Origin of the sequence: Agreia sp. Leaf283 (genome assembly GCF_001422485.1) — a bacterium.
Classification (GTDB): domain Bacteria; phylum Actinomycetota; class Actinomycetes; order Actinomycetales; family Microbacteriaceae; genus Agreia.
In genome coordinates this window covers 630,862-650,727 of the sequence record NZ_LMNF01000001.1, presented here as the reverse complement: position 1 = coordinate 650,727, position 19,866 = coordinate 630,862, and the positions used below count along the sequence as shown (strand labels likewise).

Below are 19,866 nucleotides of genomic sequence, written 5' to 3'. Positions count from 1 at the left end.
CCGTGCGCTGGGCGGTGCTCGGAACCGGGCGGATCTGCGAGACGTTCGTTCCGGACATCCAGCTTGTCGAGCCGGACTCGGTGGTCTCGGTCTGGGGTCGGCGCGCCGAGGTCGTCAACGACTTCGCGGCGCGACACGCAATCTCTCACGCATCGTCCGACCTGGACGACGTCTTGTCTCGAGACGATGTCGATGCCGTATACGTCGCCACCCCGACTGCGACCCACGCTGAACTCGCCATTCGTGCGCTCGAAGCGGGGAAGCACGTTCTGGTCGAGAAACCGATCGCATTCACTGCAGCTGAGGCCCAGGCGATCTTCGCCCAGGCGGAGTCACACGACCGTTTCGTCATGGAAGCGATGTGGATGAAGTTCAATCCACTCCACGTCGAGGTCGTCCGCCTCATCGCCGACGGACTCATAGGCGAGCCTCGCTTTGTGAGGGCTGCGTTCGGAATGCCATTTCCCGCCGGCGGAAGCCGTTGGAACGCCGAGCTGGGAGGAAGTACCGTTCTGGATCAGGGCATCTACCCCGTGACGCTGGCGGACTGGGTTCTGGGCCCAGCGCGTGGGGTGACGGCGACCGGCCGAATTCTCGACGGAGTAGATGTTTCGGCACACATCACGCTGGAGCACGACAGTGGGCGCTTTTCGCACTCCGTCTGCTCCCTGATGGAGTTCACGGATCCGTCGGCCTCCCTCAGCGGCACGGCTGGCTGGATCGAGATCCCGGCCATGTTCTGGGCCACGGACAGCGCCAGGCTTCACGCCGGATCAACCGGAGCGCTCTTCGGAACCCCCGATCAGCTCTCGCGTCCTCGCGAGGGCAACGGCTACGTGCCGATGATTCGATCGGTCGTGACGGCGATCACCAACGGGCTTCGGCAACACCCTCAGCACGATGCTGCCGCAACCGTGCGCGTGGCGCAGACTCTCGACCGTATCCGGGAGCAGGTCCACGCGCAGGATGTTCAGGAGGGTCGACGTCCGACATGAGCGTTTCCGATGACATCTCCGGTGTCGACATAGTACGGCCACGGCGGCGAAGTGGGGCCCCGACGATTTACGACGTTGCGGAGCTTGCCGGTGTGAGTCCGTCCACTGTGTCGCGAGCGCTGTCCAAGCCGGGTCGTATCAGCGCAACCACCGAGGCGAAGATCCGTGTCGCAGCCGAACATCTTCATTTTCGTTTCAACCCGATGGCCCGCGCCCTGCCCACGGGGCGCACACACACCATCGCCCTCGTCGTGGCAGACATCACGAATCCCGTTGTATTCGGTATCGTCCGCGGCGCGGAGAGCGCTGCAAAGGCCGACGGATACACGCTCGTGATAGCGGAGTCTCAAGAATCCGGAGATGCCGAGTCGGAGGCCATCGAACGTCTAATGCCCAGCGTCGATGGAATCGTCCTGGCAACGACGCGGCTACCCAGCGCGCGCATTCATGAGATCGCAGAGCAGAAGCCGGTCGTCCTTATCAATCGGGCTGTTGAGGGAATCGTAGGGATCCTTCCTGACATCGGCAGCGGCGTCAGAGAACTCCTGACCCATCTGGAAGAACTCGGACACCGATCGATTGCATACCTCGCAGGGCCCGAAACGTCGTGGATCAGCGATCAGCGATTCGAATGCATGCTTGATGCCACGGAGCGCTTAGGTATCGCGCTCGTCGAAATTGGACCGAACGCCCCCACCATCGAGGGGGGCCGTGCCGCTCTCCGACGAGTCATGGCGTCGCGCACAACAGCAGTTATCGCGTTCAACGACCTCATCGCGATCGGACTCATGCAGGCCGCCGCAGCCGAGGGAATCACCGTGCCCCACAATCTCAGCGTCGCCGGATTCGACGACATTTTCGGCGGCGAACTCATAACGCCGGCGCTCACCACTGTGCGTGCTCAACTTGTAACTGCGGGGGAGCGCGCCGTGGAAAGTCTTCTAGCTGAATTGGCCACCACCGACTCGGCCACCCAAAGGCCTCCCAATCCGCTACTCACGACCACGCTGGTGGTGCGGGATTCGACGAGCTCTCCCTCGAAGCTGATCACTCGCAGCGCTCCCGATTGACTGCGTCAATTCCCAAAACAGTGCCCGCACTCATGATGGCTCAGACGTCTCGAGACTTCGGATGTGGATCGGGTGGTGTCAGCGGTTGATGTAGCCCATGTGGACTTCGTTGTAGCGGTCACCGTGCACGCCGACTCGCTGGGCGAGGGCGTCGAGGTCGGCGACCTCGTCGGCGGAGAGACCGACGGATGCGGCTTCCGCGTTCTCCTGGATGCGGGACGTGCGGCGGGTACCGGGGATGGGGACGATCCAGGGCTGCTGGGCAAGGAGCCAAGCCAGGGCTATCTGCCCGGAGGTCACACCCTTCTCGGACGCCAGCGTCTTCACGTGGTCGACGAGGGCCTGGTTGGCGGCGAGGTTGTCCTGCTCGAATCGGGGAACGCGGCGTCGGATGTCGTCGTCGGAGAGCGTCGTGCTGGCATCGACGGTGCCCGTCAGGAACCCCTTGCCCAGCGGGCTGAAAGGAACGAATCCGATACCGAGCTCGGCGAGAGCAGGAAGAACCTCGGCCTCGGGGTCCCGCGTCCACAGCGAGTATTCGCTCTGCACCGCGGTGACCGGATGCACGGCGTGGGCGCTGCGGATCGTCTGTGCCGATGGCTCCGACAGCCCGAAGTGGAGCACTTTGCCCTCGGCGACGAGCTCGCCCACCGTGCCGGCGACGTCTTCGATGGGAACGTCAGGGTCGACGCGGTGCTGATAGAACAGGTCGATCACGTCGGTGCGGAGGCGTTTCAGGGATGCCTCCGCAACGCGGCGGATCTGCTCGGGACGGCTGTCGAGTCCGACGCTCTGACCGTTCTCGATGCGCCATCCGAACTTCGTGGCTATCTGCACCCGGTCGCGGATCGGTTCGAGAGCCTCGCCGACGAGTTCCTCATTGACGTAGGGGCCGTAGACCTCGGCGGTATCGAAGAAGGTGACGCCGTGGTCGATGGCGGATCGGAGAACGCCGATCATCTCATCGCGGTCTCCCGGGTTCGGGCCGTAGCTCTGGGACATGCCCATGCAGCCCAGCCCGATGGCTGAGACCTGGAAGCCCTGGCCGAGAGTTCGTGTGTGCATGATCAAGCCTCCGTTGTCGAGTTGATGTCGGGTGAGGTGCGGTCGTCGGTGTCAGGAGCGACGTTCCGTGCGTGAACCGGGGCCGCGGCGTCGGACGTGACGGCAAGGCTCGCCAGCAGCCGAAGTCGTTCATCGCTGGGCGAGCCGACCTCGGCCGTGTAGATGAGAAGCGACAGGCCGGGTTCGGCAACCAGTTCCAATCCCTCGTAGCTGAGAGTCAGCTCCCCGACAGCGTGGTGGTGGAACGTCTTGGTTCCCGTGCTGTGCTGGCGCACGTTGTGGGCACCCCACCGAGTGCGGAACTCGTCGCTTCGGGTCGAGAGCTCTCCGACGAGATCCTGCAGGCCACGGTCGTGAGGGTCGCGTCCGGCTTCTGTACGGAGAATCGCGACGGTGATATCGGCGGCGGCAGGCCAATCGGGGTAGAAGCTCGTGGCCCGTTCGTCGAGGAACGCGTACCGAGCGATGTTGCCACCCCCGGGACCATCGAATGCCTCGTCGTAGAAGATCCGCCCGAGGCTGTTGGTGGCAAGGATGTCCATACGACCGTTTCGTACGAATGCGGGTCCGCCGGTGATGGCGTCCATCGCCCGTTGCAATCCTGCGCGAGGTGCCCATCCCCGAGGGCGTCGGCGCGGTGTGGTGAGAGCCGGACCGGTGGCCGTCCGTGCGAGATCTGCCAGATGGGCGCGTTCTGCGGAGTCCAGCTGCAGGGCACGGGCGATCGCATCGAGCACGCTGTCGGAGGTGCCGACAAGATTGCCGCGTTCGATCTTCGCGTAGTACTCCACGCTCACTCCCGCGAGCTGGGCGACCTCGCCCCGCCGCAGCCCGGGCACCCGTCGAGTGCCGCCCTGAGCGAGGCCGGCCTGCTCCGGGGTGAGCCTCGCGCGGCGAGAGGTCAGGAACTCGCGTACTTCGTCTCGATTGTCCACACAACGACCGTACGGCTATGCGGCACGTCGAGGGGTGCTCTGTCAGTACACGTTCCCGTGGAGACTCCCTCTGCCGGGCGAATCGGCGAACCATGGGAACCGCGGCCACACACCCACGCGGGTGACGCCGCTGACAGACAAGGAGCCGACTTCATGACCGACAACACTCCCCGCACCGGTTGGACAGGCGGACAGAACGCGTTCGGGGACTTCGCCCCCGCGCTCGCCCACTACACCGACCAGATCCTCTTCGACGAGGTGTGGGAACGGCCCGGCCTGTCCAAACGCGACCGCAGCCTGGCCACGGTCACGGCGCTGGTCGCCATGGGCAGCATCGACCAGCTGAACTTCCACCTGCCGTTCGCCCGGGACAACGGAGTCACGGAGCAGGAACTGGTGGAGACGATCACCCACCTCGCCTTCTACACGGGCTGGCCGAAGGCCATGAGCGCGATGACGCTCGCCAAGAAGTTCTTTGCGGACGACCGCGAGAAGTGACCCTGGCTCCCGAGCCGAACCCGACGCATCTTGGGAGGGGGACTCAGACCAGCGCCACCGCCGGCACCTCGTAGACCCCGTCGACGCGGCGGGGGAGCCCTAACGGGTTCGACTCCTTGAGGGCGTCGGGCAGCGCGCGCTCCGGGGCGTCCTGGTAGGCGACCGGGCGCAGCCAGCGGCGCACCGCCGTGGCGCCGACCGAGGTGAACAGCGACGAGGTCGTCGACGGCCAGGGGCCTCCGTGCTGCTGCGACCAGGTGACTCCGACGCCGGTGGGCCATCCGGAGAACAGCACGCGCCCGGCGATCGACTCGAGTGCCGAGACCAGAGGCCCGACTTCCTCTGATGAACCGGCATGAAGCGTCGCCGTCAGCGTTCCCTCGACGGCGCCGACCGCGGCCAGCGCCTCCTCGGGTGACGAGTACGACACGAGCAGCGTCGTCGGACCGAAGTGCTCCTCGAGCAGCGCCGACGGGTCGGCGAGCACGGCGGCAGCGGTCGTGCGCAGCACGGTCGTCGAGCCCGACCCCGAAGAAGACGACGCGGGGGCGGCAGCCAGGACCTCGACGTCGTCGCGAGCCGCCAGCGACGAGATTCCCGAGGCGAACGCATCCGCCATGCCCTGCGTGAGCATCGCGCCCGAGCCGGGAGTTCCGACGGCGGCGACGAGCGCCGAGTCGAACGCGCCATCCGCGGGCACGAACACCACACCGGGCTTCGTGCAGAACTGCCCGACGCCCATCGTGAACGACGAGGCGAGACCGGCCGCGAGCGACTCGCCTCGCTCTGACACGGCAGAAGCCGTGATCACCACGGGGTTGATACTGCCGAGCTCTCCATAGAACGGGATGGGCGACGGCCGGTTGACGGCCAGGTCGTAGAGGGCTCGCCCGCCGCGCACCGAGCCGGTGAAGCCGACGGCGGTGATCGCCGGATGCACCACGAGGGCGAGGCCCTCCTCGAATCCCTCGATGAGCGCGAACGTACCGGCGGGCGCTCCCGCGTCGGCCAGGGCAGACGCCACGAGCGATGCCGTGAGGCGCGACAGCTTCGGATGCCCCGGGTGCGCCTTCACGATCACCGGGCAGCCCACCGCGAGGGCCGAGGCGGTGTCGCCGCCGGCCACCGAGAACGCGAACGGAAAGTTCGATGCCGCGAACACGGCCACCGGCCCGAGCGGGCGCAGCAGGCGCCGGATGTCGGCGTGCGGCGGGGTCGCGGATGCGTCGGCATGGTCGATGGTCGCCTCGAGATAGGCGCCCTCGCGCACGACCGTGGAGAACAGCCGCAGCTGGGCGGTCGTGCGGGCCAGCTCACCGGTGAGGCGCGGGGTGCCCAGATGACTCTCCTCGTCGGCGAGCTCGATCAGTTCGGCGGCGTTCGCGTCGAGGCGGTCGGCGACGGCCTCGAGCCAGGTGGCGCGCTGCTCGCCCGATGCCGTGGAGAGCACGGGTGCGGCAGAGACGGCCGCGGTGGCGAGCTCGTCGAGAGTGCTCGACGAGGTCGAGGTGATCGAGGCGGGAGCAGTGCTGGTCATGATTCCTCCGGGATAAGAGAAGCAGAAGTGGTCGGGCTGATGCCGGTGCACGCGAAGTCGAGGCCGAGACCGGGCCGCGCGTCCTCGCGCAACCTGGCCCGGGCATCCACGATCTCGACGGGCGACGGCGAGGTGATGAGGCCGAGAGACTCGAAGGACGCCTCATCGACGTCTTCGACGGCGGTCTCGGCGCCCACGGCGAGGGCGAGCTGGCCCGACAAGTCGATGAGCAGGTGCGGCGCGAGCGACGCAGAACTCTCGGTAGAGATGAAGGACGCGATCTCGAGGAACGGAGTGATGCCGCCCACCCGGATGATGTTGGGCTGAAGCACGTCGGCGAATCCGGCATCGACGATGTCCTGGAACCGCTGCAGCGTGTGGATGTTCTCGCCCAGCGCGATCGGCACGCCCGTGCGCTCGCGGAGGGCGCGGTAGCCGCGGGTGTCCTCGGCGCGCAGCGGCTCCTCGATCCAGCCGAGGTCGAAGCGGCTCAGCGCGTCGAGGGCGGTGGTGGCCTGCTCGAGGGTCCAGCGCTGGTTGGCGTCGATGAGCAGCGTACGGTCGGGGCCGATCGCCTCGCGCACCGCGCCGACCCGCTCGATGTCGACGGCGAGCGAGGGCCCGCCGACCTTGATCTTCACCGTGTCGTAGCCCGACGCGACCCAGCGCGAAGCCTGCGCCACGAGCTCGTCGAGCGGGTAATGCAGGTTCACGCCGCTGCCGTAGACGGGCACGGATGCGCGCCGCTCGCCGAGCAGGGACGCCAGGGGCAGGGCGGCCCGCTTTCCCGACAGATCCCAGAGCGCGGTGTCGAGTCCGGCGAGAGCGATCGTCGTGATTCCGGCACCGCCCGCCTCGTGCAGCCGAAGCCAGAGGGCAGGCCAGAGCGCCTGCGGATCGGTCGTGCGTCCGATCGCGTAGGGCGCGATCTCGGTGTCGATCATGGCCTGAACGGCGGCGGCGCCGATCGTGGGAGTCCACGAGAAGCCTGTTCCGACGAGGCCGTCCGAGTCCTCCACCTCGACGATCACGAGGTGCAGGTGCGGTTCGTCGGGAACCCAGGGCCGCGGCATCCGGGCACTGAGCCGACGCGTGCGAACGGCCGCGATCGTGGCGGTCACGCGACCAGCGACGGCGCGTACTCGGCGGCGAGCGAGTCGCCCACGGCGAGGATGCGCTCGAGCTCGGCGAGCTGCGCCGGATTCGGGTCGACGAGCGGCGCGCGCACCGAACCGACGGGCAGGCCGCGCTGGCGGATTCCGGCCTTGATCAGCGAGACGCCGAAGCCCGGAACCTGGTCGCGCAGTCGCACGAGGGGAACGTAGAACTCCCGCAGCAGTCGCAGTCGGGTCAGCTCGTCTCCCGAGACGTAGGCGCGGTAGTGCGCGGTGGCGAGCTCGGGGATCATGGCGAACGCCGCCGACGAGTAGAGGGGAATTCCGAGGCCGCGGTAGGCGCCCTGCGTGAGCTCGGCGGTCAGCAGCCCGTTGAAGAACTGGAAGTCGCTTCGGCCGGACTCCCCGACCGCGAGCACGATCTCCTGCGCGAGGCCCACGTCGCCGATGCCGTCTTTGAAGCCGATCACTTTCGGGTTCGCGGCCAGGCGGCGCATGGCGGCGGGAGTGAAGCGAGCGGTGCCTCGGTGGTACACGATCACGGGCAGGCTGCTCGCGGCGGCGACCTGCTCGACATACGAGATGAGGCCTTCTACGGGTCCGCCCACGAGGTAGGGAGGAAGCACGAGCAGGGCGTCGGCTCCGGCCGCCTCGGCGCGGCGGGCCAGCTCGACCGCCTGGCCGAGCGGTCCGCCGGTGCCCGAGATCACGGGAACGCGGCCGCCGACGACCTCGACGGTGGCCGAGACGACGGCCGAGATCTCGTCGCCGGTCAGGGCGTGGAACTCGCCCGTGCCGCACGCCGGGAACACACCGCCGGGGGAGTGCTCCAGCCGCGACGAGACATGCTCGCGCAGCAGTCCGAGCTCGACCGCGCCCTGATCATCGAACGGGGTGACGGGAAAGAACAGCACGCCGTCGAAGGCGATGGGGGCGGTGGTCATGACACTCTCACTTCGGTCGGGAGGGATGAGGGATCGGGTTCAGTTCGCGCTTCGGTCGCCTCCTGCACGAGCTCGGTGCGCCAGCTGTAGCGCGGCTCCCAGCCGAGCAGCTCGCGCGCCTTGGCCGACGAGAAGGCGGGGCTCGTGCCGGTGAGCCCGGCCGCGAGACCGGATGCCTCGGGCAGGTACCGCGGGACCAGCTCGGCGAGCGGCTCCCGGGCCAGCGCGTCGGCCGCGCCGACGAAGAAGACCGAGCCGTTCGGGGCGAGCTCCGCGCGCTCGAGCCAGACGCGCACGAACTCGGCGGCATCCCGGGCGTCGAGGTAGTTGAACAGCGACACGGCGGCGAGCGACGGATCGTCGAGCCGGTCTGCCACCGTATGTCCCTGCTGCGTCGGTGCGCCCGCCCACTCCTCGGGCGGAATGACGAAGCACGGCCGGAAGACCCCGAAGGTCACGTTGTCGCTGTTGCGCACGAAGCGCTCGATCACGTTCTCGATCACCTGCTTCGAGAGGGCGTAGGCGTTCCAGGGCTCGACCGGGTGCGTCTCGTCGAGCGGCAGGAACCGAGGCGCCCAGCCCTTCGGATTGCCGTAGCCGAGCACGGTCGGGCTCGACGCGGCGAGCACCAGACGGGCACCGGATGCGACGGCCGCGTCGACCACGGAGAACGCCAACGCCGTATTGACGTTCAGGATGGTGGCCTCGGGGGCGCTGAACGGAACCGAGATCGCGGCCAGGTGCACGACCGCCTCGGGGGCGATCGCGATGAAAAGGGTGCGGGTCGCGTCGGCGTCGGTGAGGTCGGCCTGCAGCTGCGTTCCCGGCAGGCCGGCTACGCCCTCGCGGTCGATCGAGGTCACGTCGTGGCCGGCCTCGCAGAGCCCGCGAACCACGCTCTGGCCGAGCCGGCCGGAGCCGCCTGTGACGACGACTCTCATTTCGAGACCTCGCCATCGACGGCAGAATCTGTTGCGGCGGTGTCTTCTGCGAATTCCGCCAGTTTGGCGAACATGTCCTCGAGAAGAAAGCGCGTGTCGACGGTCTCGAGCACGAGGATGTCGCCGCCCCGGCCCTCGACGTAGCTGCCGTCGGGCGCGAAACGCACGGGCTTCTGTCGGCGGAAGACCCCGCTCCACGGTTCGAGCATCAGGCCGATCGCGGGGGAGTCGCCCAGCGAGCGACTCTCGATCGGCACCTTGTGGTGCGCGTCGTTGAACTCCACGATCTGCCGCACGAGGTAGCGGCCGAGCTCGCCGTGCGGCTCGACCTTGCGGCGCAGCTCCGCGTAGCCCACGCTCAGAAGCCGGTAGATCGTCGAGGGAACCTGCCAGACGGTGATGCCCGAGTCGAAGACCACGTTGGCCGCGGCGAGGTCGTTCTTGAGGTTGAACTCGGGCGACGACCCGAGCGGCACCACGTCGGGGTCGTAGGCGCCGCCACCGATCCAGATCACCACGACGTCGCGATCGATGATCGAGGGCTCCAGCAGAATGGCCGAGGCCATGTCGGTGAGCGGGCCGAGGAATCCGATGAAGAGAGGGCCGTCGCCGTCGGCCAGGGCTTCCGAGATGATGAGCCGCGATCCGTCGGAGTCGACGGGAGTCTGCTCGTCGGGCAGTGCATGGGCGCCGCCGTTCGCGACCGCCACCGTGCCCTCCCGACCGAGCATTTCCACCAGCAGGTCGATCTCGACGCGGGATTCGAGCATGCTCGTCTGCGTGCGCTGCGTGCCGAAATGTGCCGCGACCAGGCCGCGCACATCCAGCGTCGGCGACAGCAGCGCGTGAACGATCGCGAACTGGTCGTCGGCCTCGTTGCGGGCGTCGGTGTCGACGATCACCCGACGTCGCCGGGAGAGTGCGGAGGCGGTGCGTTCGGGGGGAGTCATACGATTCCTTCGCTGACGAGGTGGGCACGGTGAGAAGACGGAGAGGCGATGTCGTAGTGGCACACGAAGTCGTAGCTGCCCGAGCCGACGCGCAGCAGCACGCCGTCGCCGGTCTCGCCGAGCAGCTCGACGCCGGGTGCATCCGCCGCCGACACGCCCCCCTCGGTGACGCTCGACGCGAGTCGTGTCGGCAGTGAGACCTGGGCCGTGGAGCCGGGCGGAACGGTCACCTCGAGCCGGAAGACCCCGGCCTTATCGAGCATCCAGGCGCTGCGCGTGACGCCTCGCGCCGTCTGCTGCGACGCGGCGGCCCAGTGCATGGCGCGGCTCGGGCGGGGGCGGATGGCGAGCCGCTCGTAGGCCACCGACCCGGGCGCCTGGTCGATGCCGCCGACTGTTCCGTAGAGCCATTCGCCCACGGCGCCGAGGCTGTAGTGGTTGAACGAGTTCATGTTCGCGCTCTGGAATCCGCCTTCGGGGGTCCAGCCGTCCCAGCGCTCCCAGATCGTGGTCGCACCGGCCTCGACCGAGAACAGCCAGCTCGGATACTCGGTCTGCATCAGCAGCGAGTGCGCGATGTCGTCGTAGCCCCAGCGGCTCAGCACCGGGCACAGCTTCGAGACCCCGATGAACCCCGTCGAGAGACGCATCCCGTTGTCGCGCACGAGGTCGGCGAGCCGAGCTGCGGCGCCCGCCTCGAGCTCGGCCGGCAGCAGCGCGTAGTCGAGCGCGAGCAGGTAGCCGGTCTGGGTGTCGCCCGCGACGCGGCCGTCGGCCGTCACGTATTCGCGCTGAAACGCATCCCGGATGTCGTCGGCCAGCGCGGCGAATCGCGTCGCGTCGGCGTCATGGCCGAGCAGTGCGGCCGCGCGCGAGACGAGTCGCGCCGAGTTGGCGAAGTACGCGGTGGCGACGAGGTCCTTCGGGGTCTCGGGGCCGGCCTGCAACCAGTCGCCGTAATTGCGCCCCACTCGGGAGCGCCACAGCAGCGACGGGTTCTCACGCAGCACATGCTCGATCCAGCGCACCATCGGCGCGTAGGCCGTCTCGACCGCGCGCAGGTCGCCGTAGATGTCGTACAGCGCCAGGGGAATGATCACTCCGCCGTCTCCCCAGGCGGGAGCGCCATCACCTGACCAGCTGGCGACGGGGGCGATGTCGGGGAAGGCGCCGTCGGCGTTCTGGCCCACGATCACGTCGTCCATCCAGCTGGCGAAGAAGGTTCCGACGGTGGCGTTGCGGGCCGCGGTCGGCAGGAAGACCTGCGCGTCGGCGAGCCAGCCGAGCCGCTCGTCGCGCTGCGGGCAGTCGGTGGGAACCGACAGGAAGTTGCTGCGCTGGCTCCAGCGGATGTTCGATTCGAGCTGCATCACGGCGGGGTCGCCGCAGTCGAAGCTGCCCGACTCCTCGAGGTCGCTCGACACGACCCGGGCGGTCAGGTCATCGACGGTGAGTTCCGTGCGCAATCCGGCCACGCGCACGTAGCGGAAACCGTGGAAGGTGAAGTCGGGCTCGAAGATGTCGTCATCGATGCCGGCCGGGTAGAAGATGTCGCGTGCCTCGGCCCTGCGCAGGTTCTCCAGGTAGAGCTCGCCGGCGTCGTCGAGGGCCTCAGCGTGCAGCAGTTCGACGAGGTCGCCGGCAGAGGCACCGCGCACCCTCAGCCGCACGTGGCCCACGAGATTCTGGCCGAAGTCGACGATGTATGCCCCGTCGGGCATGGAGGTGACCGACCGCGGGGGAACGGTCCGAACGATCCGCATCGGCGGCGAGACGGCGGCTGTCACGAGAGAGGTGTCGCGCCCGAGAACGCGCGCGGCGATCCATACCGAGTCGTCGAACGCCGGCTCTGTCCAGCCCGCGACCTTGTTGCGCGCATCCTGGCCCTCGCCCATGAGCAGGTCTGCGTAGAGCCAGCGACCCCGCGACTCGCGCCACGTCTCGTCGGTGGCGACGATCTCGGTCGAGCCGTCGTCGTAGCTGAGGTGCAGCTCGGCGAGCAGCGCGGGGGCGTTGCCGTAGAGCTTGCCGGCGCGCCGCGGGTCGTAGCCCACGAAGCCGCTCCACCAACCGTCGGCGAGCGTGAAGGCCAGAGCGTTGCCGCCCCGGCGCAGCAGCTCGGTCACGTCGTGGCTCTGGTAGAGGATGCGGCTGGTGTAGTCGGTCCAGCCCGGCGCGAGCTGCTCGTCCGAGACCTGCTCGCCGTTGATCCAGGCGCGGTACAGGCCCTGCGCGGTCACGTGCAGGCGCGCCCTCAGCAGCGTCTTCTCGATGGGCACCTCACGGCGCAGCAGCGAGGGCGGCTGCAGCATGCGCGAGTTCAGGGTGAAGTCGTCGTTCGCCGGAGGAAGCAGCGCGGGGCGGTCCCGCGTGTCGCGTCCGATCCACACGCCGCGCCAGCTCGAGGGTTCGACGAGGCCGGTCTCGAAGAAGGCGTGCTTCGGGGCCGACTCGCGCCCGTCCTCGTCGGTGACCGTGAGCATCCATTCGTAGCGCGTGGTGCGCTCGAGAGCGTCGCCGGCGTACTCGACGCCCAGCTGGGCGGTGGATGCGACGGTGCCCGTCGACCAGACCCGCCGCCGGGCGCCGTCGGGCGCCACCGCGTCGACCTCGATGCGGTACGCCGTCTGTGCGGCGCCGCGCCGGGTCGACGCGAGACGCCACGAGAAGCGGGGCGCATCCTGTTCGATGCCGAGCGGCGAGTCGAGGTACTCGGTCTGCAGATCGTAGGGGTCGAGGGGCATGGAACTAATCCTGTCGCGCGGCGGCCGTGCGGCCGAGCCTCGTGTCGATCGCCACGGCGCCGAGCACGAGCGGGCCGAGGCAGACGATGGTGAGCATGGGGGTGAAGAGCGCCAGGGCGATCGAGGTGCCGAGAGCGCCGGCGAGCAGCAGGCTGCCACCGAGGTCTTCGCCGAGGGCCGCGAAGGAGCGCTGCACGGTCGGGATCCAGCGCAGGCCGGGGCGCCAGGCGGCGGCGGTTCGGATGCCGAGCACGGCGACCACGGCTGAGACGACGCCGAGCGCGATCCACATGACGGGATTCTCGCCGAGGCCGGCGTAGAGAGCGAACAGGTCGACGACGAGCACGAGGCCCAGGGCGGCGGGGATCACGATGACGCCGACCGACGAGCGCACGGCCGTGCGGAACTCACGCCAGAACGCGGCGGGGGTGATCTTTCCCTCGCCGCGGGTGCGGGCGCGGAGGATCGCGCATCCGGCCACGAACCCGGCGAACCCGGTGACGAGCGGGATGAACGACAGCAGCACCATGATGCCCACGACGAGGCAGTCGGCCAGCGACGAGATCGGGCCCTCGTAGCGCTGGAGGAAGGCCTGTCGGTGCGGGCGGGTGCGGTTCTTCTCTGCGGTACTCATGGTCTGACCCGCCCTAACCCTTGAGGCCCGAGGTCGCGACGCCGTCGACGAGGTATCGCTGGAACACCGCGAAGAAGATCACCACGGGCAGGATGGCGAGCACACTCATGGCGAACATGGGGCCGAAGCTCGACGCGGACGTCTGGTCGACGAACAGGCGCAGGCCGAGCTGCAGCGTGTAGGTGTCGGGGTTGTTGAGGTAGATGAGCTGGCTGAAGAAGTCGTCCCAGCTCCAGATGAACGAGAAGATCGTGGTCGTGATCAGCGCCGGGGTGAGCAGCGGGAAGATCACGTAGCCGAAGGTGCGGTACGGGCCGGCTCCATCGATGGTGGCCGCCTCGTCGAGCTCGCGGGGGATTCCCTTGATGAACTGCACGATGAGGAACACGAAGAACGCCTCGGTGGCGAGGAACTTCGGCAGCACCAGCGGAAGGAAGGTCCCGATCATGCCGAGCTGCTGGAAGATGATGAACTGCGGAATGAGCACCACGTGCATGGGCAGCATGATCGTCACGAGCATGAAGGCGAAGAAAGGTGCGCGCATCCTGAAGCGCAGGCGGGCGAAGGCGTAGGCGGCGAGCGTGCACGAGAACACGTTGCCGACCACGGCGAGCGTCGAGATGAGCAGCGAGTTGCCGAGCATGGTCCAGAAGCTCAGACCGCCCACGCCCTCGAAGACCGTGGCGTAGTTGTCGAAGGTGAACGCATCGGGCAGCACGTTCATGTTCGTGAGGATCTCGGTTCCCGGCTTGAACGACGAGCCGAGCAGCCAGGCGACGGGGTAGAGCAGCAGCGCGAGCAGGGCGAGGCAGAACACGTGCCAGACGATGGATGCGACGCGCGAGCGCCCGGTCTTGGCGCGTTGGGCGGCGCGCGGCGGGCGCCTCTCGATGATCGTGGCCATTATTTCTCCTCCCCGGAGTAGAAGACCCACGCCCTCGAGCTGCGGAAGATCAGCGCTGTGACGATGCCGATGGCGACGAGCAGCACCCAGGCCATGGCCGAGGCGTAGCCCATGTCGAAGGCGGTGAAGGCCCGGTCGTAGAGATAGAGCGTGAAGAACAGGGTCGAATCGATCGGGCCGCCGCGGCCGCCCGAGATGATGTACGAGGCGGTGAACGCCTGGAAGGCGTTGATGACCTCGAGCACCAGGTTGAAGAAGATGACCGGCGAGAGCATCGGAACGGTGACCGACCAGAAGGTGCGCAGCCTGCCCGCGCCATCGACGGCGGAGGCGTCGTAGAGGTCCTGCGGAATCTGCTTGAGTCCGGCGAGGAAGATCACCATGGGAGCTCCGAACTGCCAGATGGCGAGGATCACGAGCACATAGAGCGAGAGCTTGGGGTTGGAGATCCACCCGCCGCCGTCGATGCCGACGGTGGAGAGGCCGTTGTCGACCACGCCGTCGTTGGCGAAGAGCGTGCGCCAGACGAGGGCCACGGCCACGCTCGCGCCGAGCAGCGAGGGTGCATAGAACGCCGAACGGTAGAAGCCCTGCCCGCGCCGCGCCTTGTTGAGCAGCAGCGCGATGGCGAGAGCCGCCAGCAGCTTGAGCGGCGCCGCGACCAGAACGTAGTTCAGGGTCACGCCGACCGCGCTCCAGAACCGCGGGTCGTCGACCATGCGCTGGTAGTTGGCGATGCCGATGAACTCGGGTGCCGAGAACAGGTCGTAGTCGGTGAACGAGAGATAGAGGGAGGCGATCATCGGGCCGACCGTGAGGAGGGCGGCGCCGATGAGCCAGGGGGTCAGGAAGACGTAGGCCGCGCCGTTCTTGCCGGTGCGCCCGGTGCGGGGTCTCTGCCGGGATGCTTTCGCCGGGGGTTGGGCGGGGGCAGTGAGGGCACTGTCCGTCGGTCGATCGACTGCAACGGTCATGGATGTGGCCTACGTCTTCCTGTGTTCGCGGGTTCGGTGGTGCCTAGGAGATGGCCGAGGTGATCGAGGCGACCGTGGCCTTCGCCGCGTCCTTCAACTCCGTCTGGCCGAAGATGATCTGCTCGTAGGCGAGAGTGAAGTCGGCCGGGATGGTGCTGGCACCGGCCGGGGCGAGCGGCGCCGGAGCCTGGAACGTGTCCTGGTACTCGGAGACGAAGTCGCTCACGGTCTTGTTGCCGCCCTCGAGCGTCGGCGAGATCGCCTCGTAGGTGGCCGAGTTGGTCGGGATTCCGCGCGACAGGCCGAGGATCTTTCCGGCCTCTGAGTCGTTGATGATGAAGTCGAGCAGCTTCGCAGCCGCCTCCGGGTGCTTGGACTTCGACGAGACCGCGGCGACGTTCGTGCCGTTGAGTGTCATGCCCGACTCATCGGTGTCGGTCGGGAACGGCGCGATGGCGATGTTCTCGGCGCCGAGCGTGTCGGAGTACGCGCCGGTCAGCGACGCGGCCGAGAACTCGGCGGCGCTGATGCCGCGGGCGAGGCCCGAGTTCTGCATGCTCTGGTCGATGGTCGAGGTGGTCTCGGCATCGGTGGTCGTTCCGGCTTCGCGCAGTTCGCCGGCGAGGGTCCACCAGTCGGCGAGGTCCTTCTCGGTGAAGCCGACCTCTCCGTCTTCGGTGAAGAGGTGCTTGCCGTTCTGCAGCAGGTACATCTCGAAGTAGGCGATCTGTCCACCCGGGTCGCTGAGGGCTGCGGTCTTGCCGTCCGACGCCCCGCGGATCTTCTCTCCGGCCGCCTTGAGGTCGTCCCAGGTGAAGTCGGCTCCGGGAGCCTCGGCTCCGGCCGCCGCCCAGACGGTGGGGTTGTAGACCATCGCGTTGTTGGCGAGGCCCAGCGTGAGGCCCATGACGGTGTCGTCGATGGTGCCGACCTTCAGGGCCTCTTCGGTGATGTCCTCGGTGCGGATGGTGCCGTCGTCGATGTAGTCGGTGAGCGGGGTGAGCGCGTTCTTCGACGAGTACTCGCGCACGCTCTCCATGGGGATGAGGAAGAGGTCGGGCGCTCCACCACCGGCGATCTGCGTGGCGAGCTTGGGGATGTACGCGTCGATCGTGGAGAACGACGACTTCACGGTGATGTCGGGGTTGGCCTCTTCGAACAGGTCGATCGCCTGCTCTGTGAGCGCGGCACGCTCGTCGTTGCCCCACCAGGTGAAGCTGATGGTCACGGGGCCGGATTCGGCCGTGTCGTCTGGTGATCCCGAGCTGCAGGCGGTTGCGCCCACCAGCGTCAGGGCCGCGATTCCGGCGAGTGCGATGACTCCCGGTCGTGTGCGTCGTGGCATGGGTTTCTCCTCTTTGAGTCTCCGGTCACACGCGGCGCCGGTGCCTGGGTTGTGGTCGGTACACTCTGTCACAAGAAACCGGTTTCCCGCAATAATCGAATTTCACAGACCGGGATAGATCAGAAGTTGCCTGGATTAGAGCCGATCAGTGGTCGCCCTACGAAATGGCGACTTCCGTCGACCATCGGATTCGCTATACAGTGAGGAACCGGTTTCTACCTCCGACCGTCCTCAGACCCACGCAGAAGGAGCGAGCAGTGTCGCTCACGCCCCGCCCCGCCCATGGCCTCGGCTACACCAATCCGATCCTCGACGCCGACTGGCCCGACCCCGACGTCACCCGTGTCGGCGAGCAGTACGTGCTCGTCGCATCCAGCTTCAATCGCTCGCCAGGGCTGCCGGTTCTCGTCTCCGACGACTTCGTGCACTGGAGCATCGCCTCGCACGCCCTCGCCCGCATTCACCCGGTGGAGCACTTCGAATTCCCTCGACACGGCCAAGGGGTATGGGCGCCCTCGATCCGGTTCCACGATGGGCTGCTGCGCATCTACTACCCCGATCCCGATCGCGGCATCTTCGTGGTGACGGCGCCCGGCCCTGAGGGGCCATGGAGCGAGCCCATCGCCGTGCTCGAGGGCCTCGGCCTGATCGACCCCTGCCCGCTGTTCGACGGTGAGCACGTCTACCTCGTGCACGGCTGGGCCGCATCGCGCAGCGGTCGCTCGAACGAGCTGACCGTGGTCGAGCTCGACGCGTCGGGAACCAGGCCTGTCGGCATGCCGCGCACGGTGATCGACGGCGACGAGGTGCCGGGCTGCAGCACTCTCGAGGGGCCGAAGTTCTATCGCCGCGGCGAGCACTACTACGTCTTCGCGCCCGCCGGCGGCGTGGCGACGGGGTGGCAACTGGCTTTCCGCTCGACATCTCCGTGGGGTCCATACGAGTCGCGAATCGTGCTCGAACAGGGCGAGACCGCGGTCAACGGACCGCATCAGGGAGGCTGGGTCACGGCGGACGACGGCAGTGACTGGTTCGTGCACTTTCAGGACACCGGGGCCTTCGGTCGAGTCGTGCACCTGCAGCCCGTGAGCTGGAACGACGGGTGGCCGCTCATGGGCGAGCCGCGCGAGGGCCTGCCGGGTCAGCCCGTGGCTGGGATGCGTCGGTCGAGTGGCAGCGCGACGAAGGAGTCGGCGTCTCGAGACCACCACCGCTTCGCCCGACCCGGTGCCGGCGTTCCCACGCGCAGCGACGATTTCGCCGCCACCTCCCTGGCGCCGCAATGGCACTGGCAGGCCAATCCACGCCCCGGCCAGGTGACGCTTCGAGGGGATGGAGCGCTCGTGTTGCCGCTTCGGAGCAACGATTCCGGCAATCTGCGAACGCTGCCCCAGGTTCTCTCGCAGCAGCTGCCGCAGTCGCCGACCGCGGTGACGACCTCGCTGCATCTCGACAGCCGAGTGGAAGGTGCCCGCGCGGGCCTCACCGTGCTCGGAACCGAGTACGCGTGGATCGGCCTCGTCGTCTCCGACGGCAGTGTGCACGTCACCGGCGGAGTCGGGCCTGGCCATCGCGGCGACCGGGCGTTCGTCGAACCGGCGCCCGTCGCATCCGGTGCCCCCGTCGAACTGAGGCTGCGGTCGACGAGCGACGCCCGCGTCGACGTCGCCTGGCGGCAGGGAGACGGGGAGTGGACCGAGGCGATCATGCCGTTCCGGGCGAAGCAGGGAACGTGGATCGGCGCCGAGATCGGGCTGTTCTCGGCAGCCCCGTACGGCGCCGTCGACACCGGTGAGGCCGTGTTCGGCGCCATCGATATCCGCACCGATCGAGAAGGGAACGTCGCATGAGCCGCGAACGCTACGGGATGGTCGGCACCGGTCACCGGGCCGAGATGTACATCGACGCCCTCATCGGGCCGCACTCCGACGTGGCCGAGCTCGTGGCCTGGAGCGACTCGAACCCGGGCCGCCTCGACTATTACGCCGACAAGGTGCGCGCCGCCGGGTTCGCCGACCCGGTGCGCTTCGACCCCGCCGCCCTCGCCGACACCGTGCGCGCGCAGCGGCTCGACCGGATCATCGTCACCACCCCGGACTTCACGCACGCCGGGTTCGTGTCGGCCGCGCTCCTCGCCGGCGCCGACGTGGTCGTCGAGAAGCCGCTCACCATCGACCGCGCGGGGCTCGACACGATCCGCGCCGCCGTCGAGCAGTCGGGCCGCCGCGTCGTGACCACGTTCAACTACCGCTACAGCCCCCGCAACAGCGCACTGCGCACGCTCATCGCCGAGGGATCGATCGGGCGGGTCACCTCGGTGCACTTCGAGTGGGCGCTCGACACCATGCACGGCGCCGACTACTTCCGCCGCTGGCACCGCGACAAGGCCAACTCGGGAGGCCTGCTCGTGCACAAGTCGTCGCACCACTTCGACCTCGTCAATTGGTGGATCGACTCGTCGCCCGTGCGCGTCTTCGCGAGCGGAGGCCTGCGCTTCTACGGGGAAGGGAACGCAGCCCCGCGCGAGCGCACGGGGGCCGACCCCTTCGCCCTCGACATCGCCGCGGACCCGCGACTCAAGGCCCTCTATGTCGACACCGTCGCCCACGACGGCTACCACCGCGACCAGAACGTCTTCGGCCCGGGAATCACCATCGAGGACAACCTCGCCGTGCTCGTCGACTACGCATCCGGTGCCACGATGTCGTACTCGCTCAACGCGCACAGCCCCTGGGAGGGTTACCGGGTCACTGTCAACGGCACCGAGGGCCGCGCCGAGCTCGAGGTCGTCGAACGCAGCTCGGTGCTTCTGGATGCCGACGGCCGGGCCGTGCTCGACCCCAGCGCGAATCCCGTGGCAGGCCCCGCCGACACGGTGCGCCCGATGACGGAACGCCTCGTGCTGCAGCGGCACTGGGAGTCCGCGCGCGAGGTGCCCATCGCCGAGGGCATCGGCGGTCACGGAGGCGGCGACGCGTTCCTTCTCGAGCACCTCTTCACCCGTGTCGAATCGGATGCGCCGCTCGGCCGGGTGGCCGGCTTCGACGACGGCGTGCGCGCGGTGTCGGTCGGCATCGCGGGGAACGAATCGCTGCGCACCGGCCTGCCGGTCAGCCTCCCTTTCGATCCGCATCGCTGAGCGCGCCTTCCATGGGATCATCGATCACGGGCAGCGGCGACGACGCCGCACGCTCCGCATTCCGACACCGCGACCG

17 protein-coding genes are annotated in these 19,866 nt (G+C 68.2%); 5 read left to right on the top strand and 12 right to left on the bottom strand.

Features of this window, described 5'->3' with window-relative positions:
* Positions 1-2 precede the first annotated feature (2 nt).
* Positions 3-995 (top strand): Gfo/Idh/MocA family protein, encoded by a 993-nt coding sequence (locus ASF51_RS02905; protein WP_055924907.1) that lies wholly within the window; start codon positions 3-5, stop codon positions 993-995.
* Positions 992-2,065: a LacI family DNA-binding transcriptional regulator gene (locus tag ASF51_RS02900; RefSeq protein ID WP_082479499.1), complete on the top strand. Its 1,074-nt coding sequence runs from the start codon at positions 992-994 to the stop codon at positions 2,063-2,065. The genes ASF51_RS02905 and ASF51_RS02900 overlap by 4 nt, the downstream gene beginning before the upstream one ends.
* Positions 2,066-2,143: 78 nt before the next feature.
* Here ASF51_RS02900 and ASF51_RS02895 read toward each other — a convergent pair whose 3' ends face one another.
* Positions 2,144-3,130, bottom strand: coding sequence for an aldo/keto reductase (locus ASF51_RS02895; RefSeq protein WP_055924904.1), 987 nt, complete (start codon positions 3,128-3,130; stop codon positions 2,144-2,146).
* A gap of 2 nt (positions 3,131-3,132) precedes the next feature.
* On the bottom strand, positions 3,133-4,065 hold the full coding sequence (locus ASF51_RS02890) for a helix-turn-helix transcriptional regulator (protein ID WP_055924901.1): 933 nt from the start codon (positions 4,063-4,065) through the stop codon (positions 3,133-3,135).
* 153 nt (positions 4,066-4,218) lie between these two features.
* Between ASF51_RS02890 and ASF51_RS02885 the strand changes: the two genes are divergently transcribed.
* On the top strand, positions 4,219-4,563 hold the full coding sequence (locus ASF51_RS02885) for a carboxymuconolactone decarboxylase family protein (RefSeq protein WP_055924898.1): 345 nt from the start codon (positions 4,219-4,221) through the stop codon (positions 4,561-4,563).
* A 43-nt stretch (positions 4,564-4,606) separates the two neighbouring features.
* Here the strand turns inward: ASF51_RS02885 and ASF51_RS02880 are convergent, their stop codons facing one another.
* From ASF51_RS02880 to ASF51_RS02835, 10 genes are read right to left on the bottom strand one after another with little or no spacing between them, the layout of a single operon-like run.
* On the bottom strand, positions 4,607-6,100 hold the full coding sequence (locus tag ASF51_RS02880; protein WP_055924893.1) for an aldehyde dehydrogenase (NADP(+)): 1,494 nt from the start codon (positions 6,098-6,100) through the stop codon (positions 4,607-4,609).
* Positions 6,097-7,221, bottom strand: coding sequence for a mandelate racemase/muconate lactonizing enzyme family protein (locus ASF51_RS02875; RefSeq protein ID WP_055924890.1), 1,125 nt, complete (start codon positions 7,219-7,221; stop codon positions 6,097-6,099). The genes ASF51_RS02880 and ASF51_RS02875 overlap by 4 nt, the downstream gene beginning before the upstream one ends.
* Positions 7,218-8,144, bottom strand: coding sequence for a 5-dehydro-4-deoxyglucarate dehydratase (locus tag ASF51_RS02870; protein ID WP_055927780.1), 927 nt, complete (start codon positions 8,142-8,144; stop codon positions 7,218-7,220). The genes ASF51_RS02875 and ASF51_RS02870 overlap by 4 nt, the downstream gene beginning before the upstream one ends.
* 11 nt (positions 8,145-8,155) lie before the next feature.
* A complete protein-coding gene (locus tag ASF51_RS02865; protein WP_082479498.1) occupies positions 8,156-9,100 on the bottom strand; it encodes an NAD(P)-dependent oxidoreductase in 945 nt (314 codons plus the stop codon).
* Entirely contained in the window at positions 9,097-10,050 is a 954-nt protein-coding gene (locus ASF51_RS02860) for a nucleoside hydrolase (protein ID WP_055924887.1), read from the bottom strand. Before ASF51_RS02860 ends, ASF51_RS02865 begins: the two co-directional genes overlap by 4 nt.
* Positions 10,047-12,794, bottom strand: coding sequence for an alpha-L-rhamnosidase (locus ASF51_RS02855; protein ID WP_082479497.1), 2,748 nt, complete (start codon positions 12,792-12,794; stop codon positions 10,047-10,049). The genes ASF51_RS02860 and ASF51_RS02855 overlap by 4 nt, the downstream gene beginning before the upstream one ends.
* Positions 12,795-12,798: 4 nt before the next feature.
* Entirely contained in the window at positions 12,799-13,428 is a 630-nt protein-coding gene (locus tag ASF51_RS02850; protein WP_055924884.1) for a hypothetical protein, read from the bottom strand.
* A 13-nt stretch (positions 13,429-13,441) separates the two neighbouring features.
* A complete protein-coding gene (locus ASF51_RS02845; RefSeq protein WP_082479496.1) occupies positions 13,442-14,332 on the bottom strand; it encodes a carbohydrate ABC transporter permease in 891 nt (296 codons plus the stop codon).
* Positions 14,332-15,306 carry a carbohydrate ABC transporter permease gene (locus ASF51_RS02840; protein WP_055924881.1) on the bottom strand — a complete coding sequence of 325 codons (975 nt, stop codon included), beginning with the start codon at positions 15,304-15,306 and terminating at the stop codon, positions 14,332-14,334. Before ASF51_RS02840 ends, ASF51_RS02845 begins: the two co-directional genes overlap by 1 nt.
* A 43-nt stretch (positions 15,307-15,349) precedes the next feature.
* Positions 15,350-16,651, bottom strand: a complete 1,302-nt coding sequence (locus tag ASF51_RS02835) for an ABC transporter substrate-binding protein (protein WP_055924878.1) — start codon at positions 16,649-16,651, stop codon at positions 15,350-15,352.
* A gap of 257 nt (positions 16,652-16,908) precedes the next feature.
* Here ASF51_RS02835 and ASF51_RS02830 point away from each other — a divergent pair, with 257 nt between their 5' ends.
* Complete coding sequence (locus tag ASF51_RS02830; RefSeq protein WP_055924875.1) at positions 16,909-18,501, top strand: glycoside hydrolase 43 family protein; 1,593 nt, start codon at positions 16,909-16,911, stop codon at positions 18,499-18,501.
* Positions 18,498-19,790 (top strand): Gfo/Idh/MocA family protein, encoded by a 1,293-nt coding sequence (locus tag ASF51_RS02825; protein WP_055924872.1) that lies wholly within the window; start codon positions 18,498-18,500, stop codon positions 19,788-19,790. The genes ASF51_RS02830 and ASF51_RS02825 overlap by 4 nt, the downstream gene beginning before the upstream one ends.
* Positions 19,791-19,866: the final 76 nt, after the last annotated feature.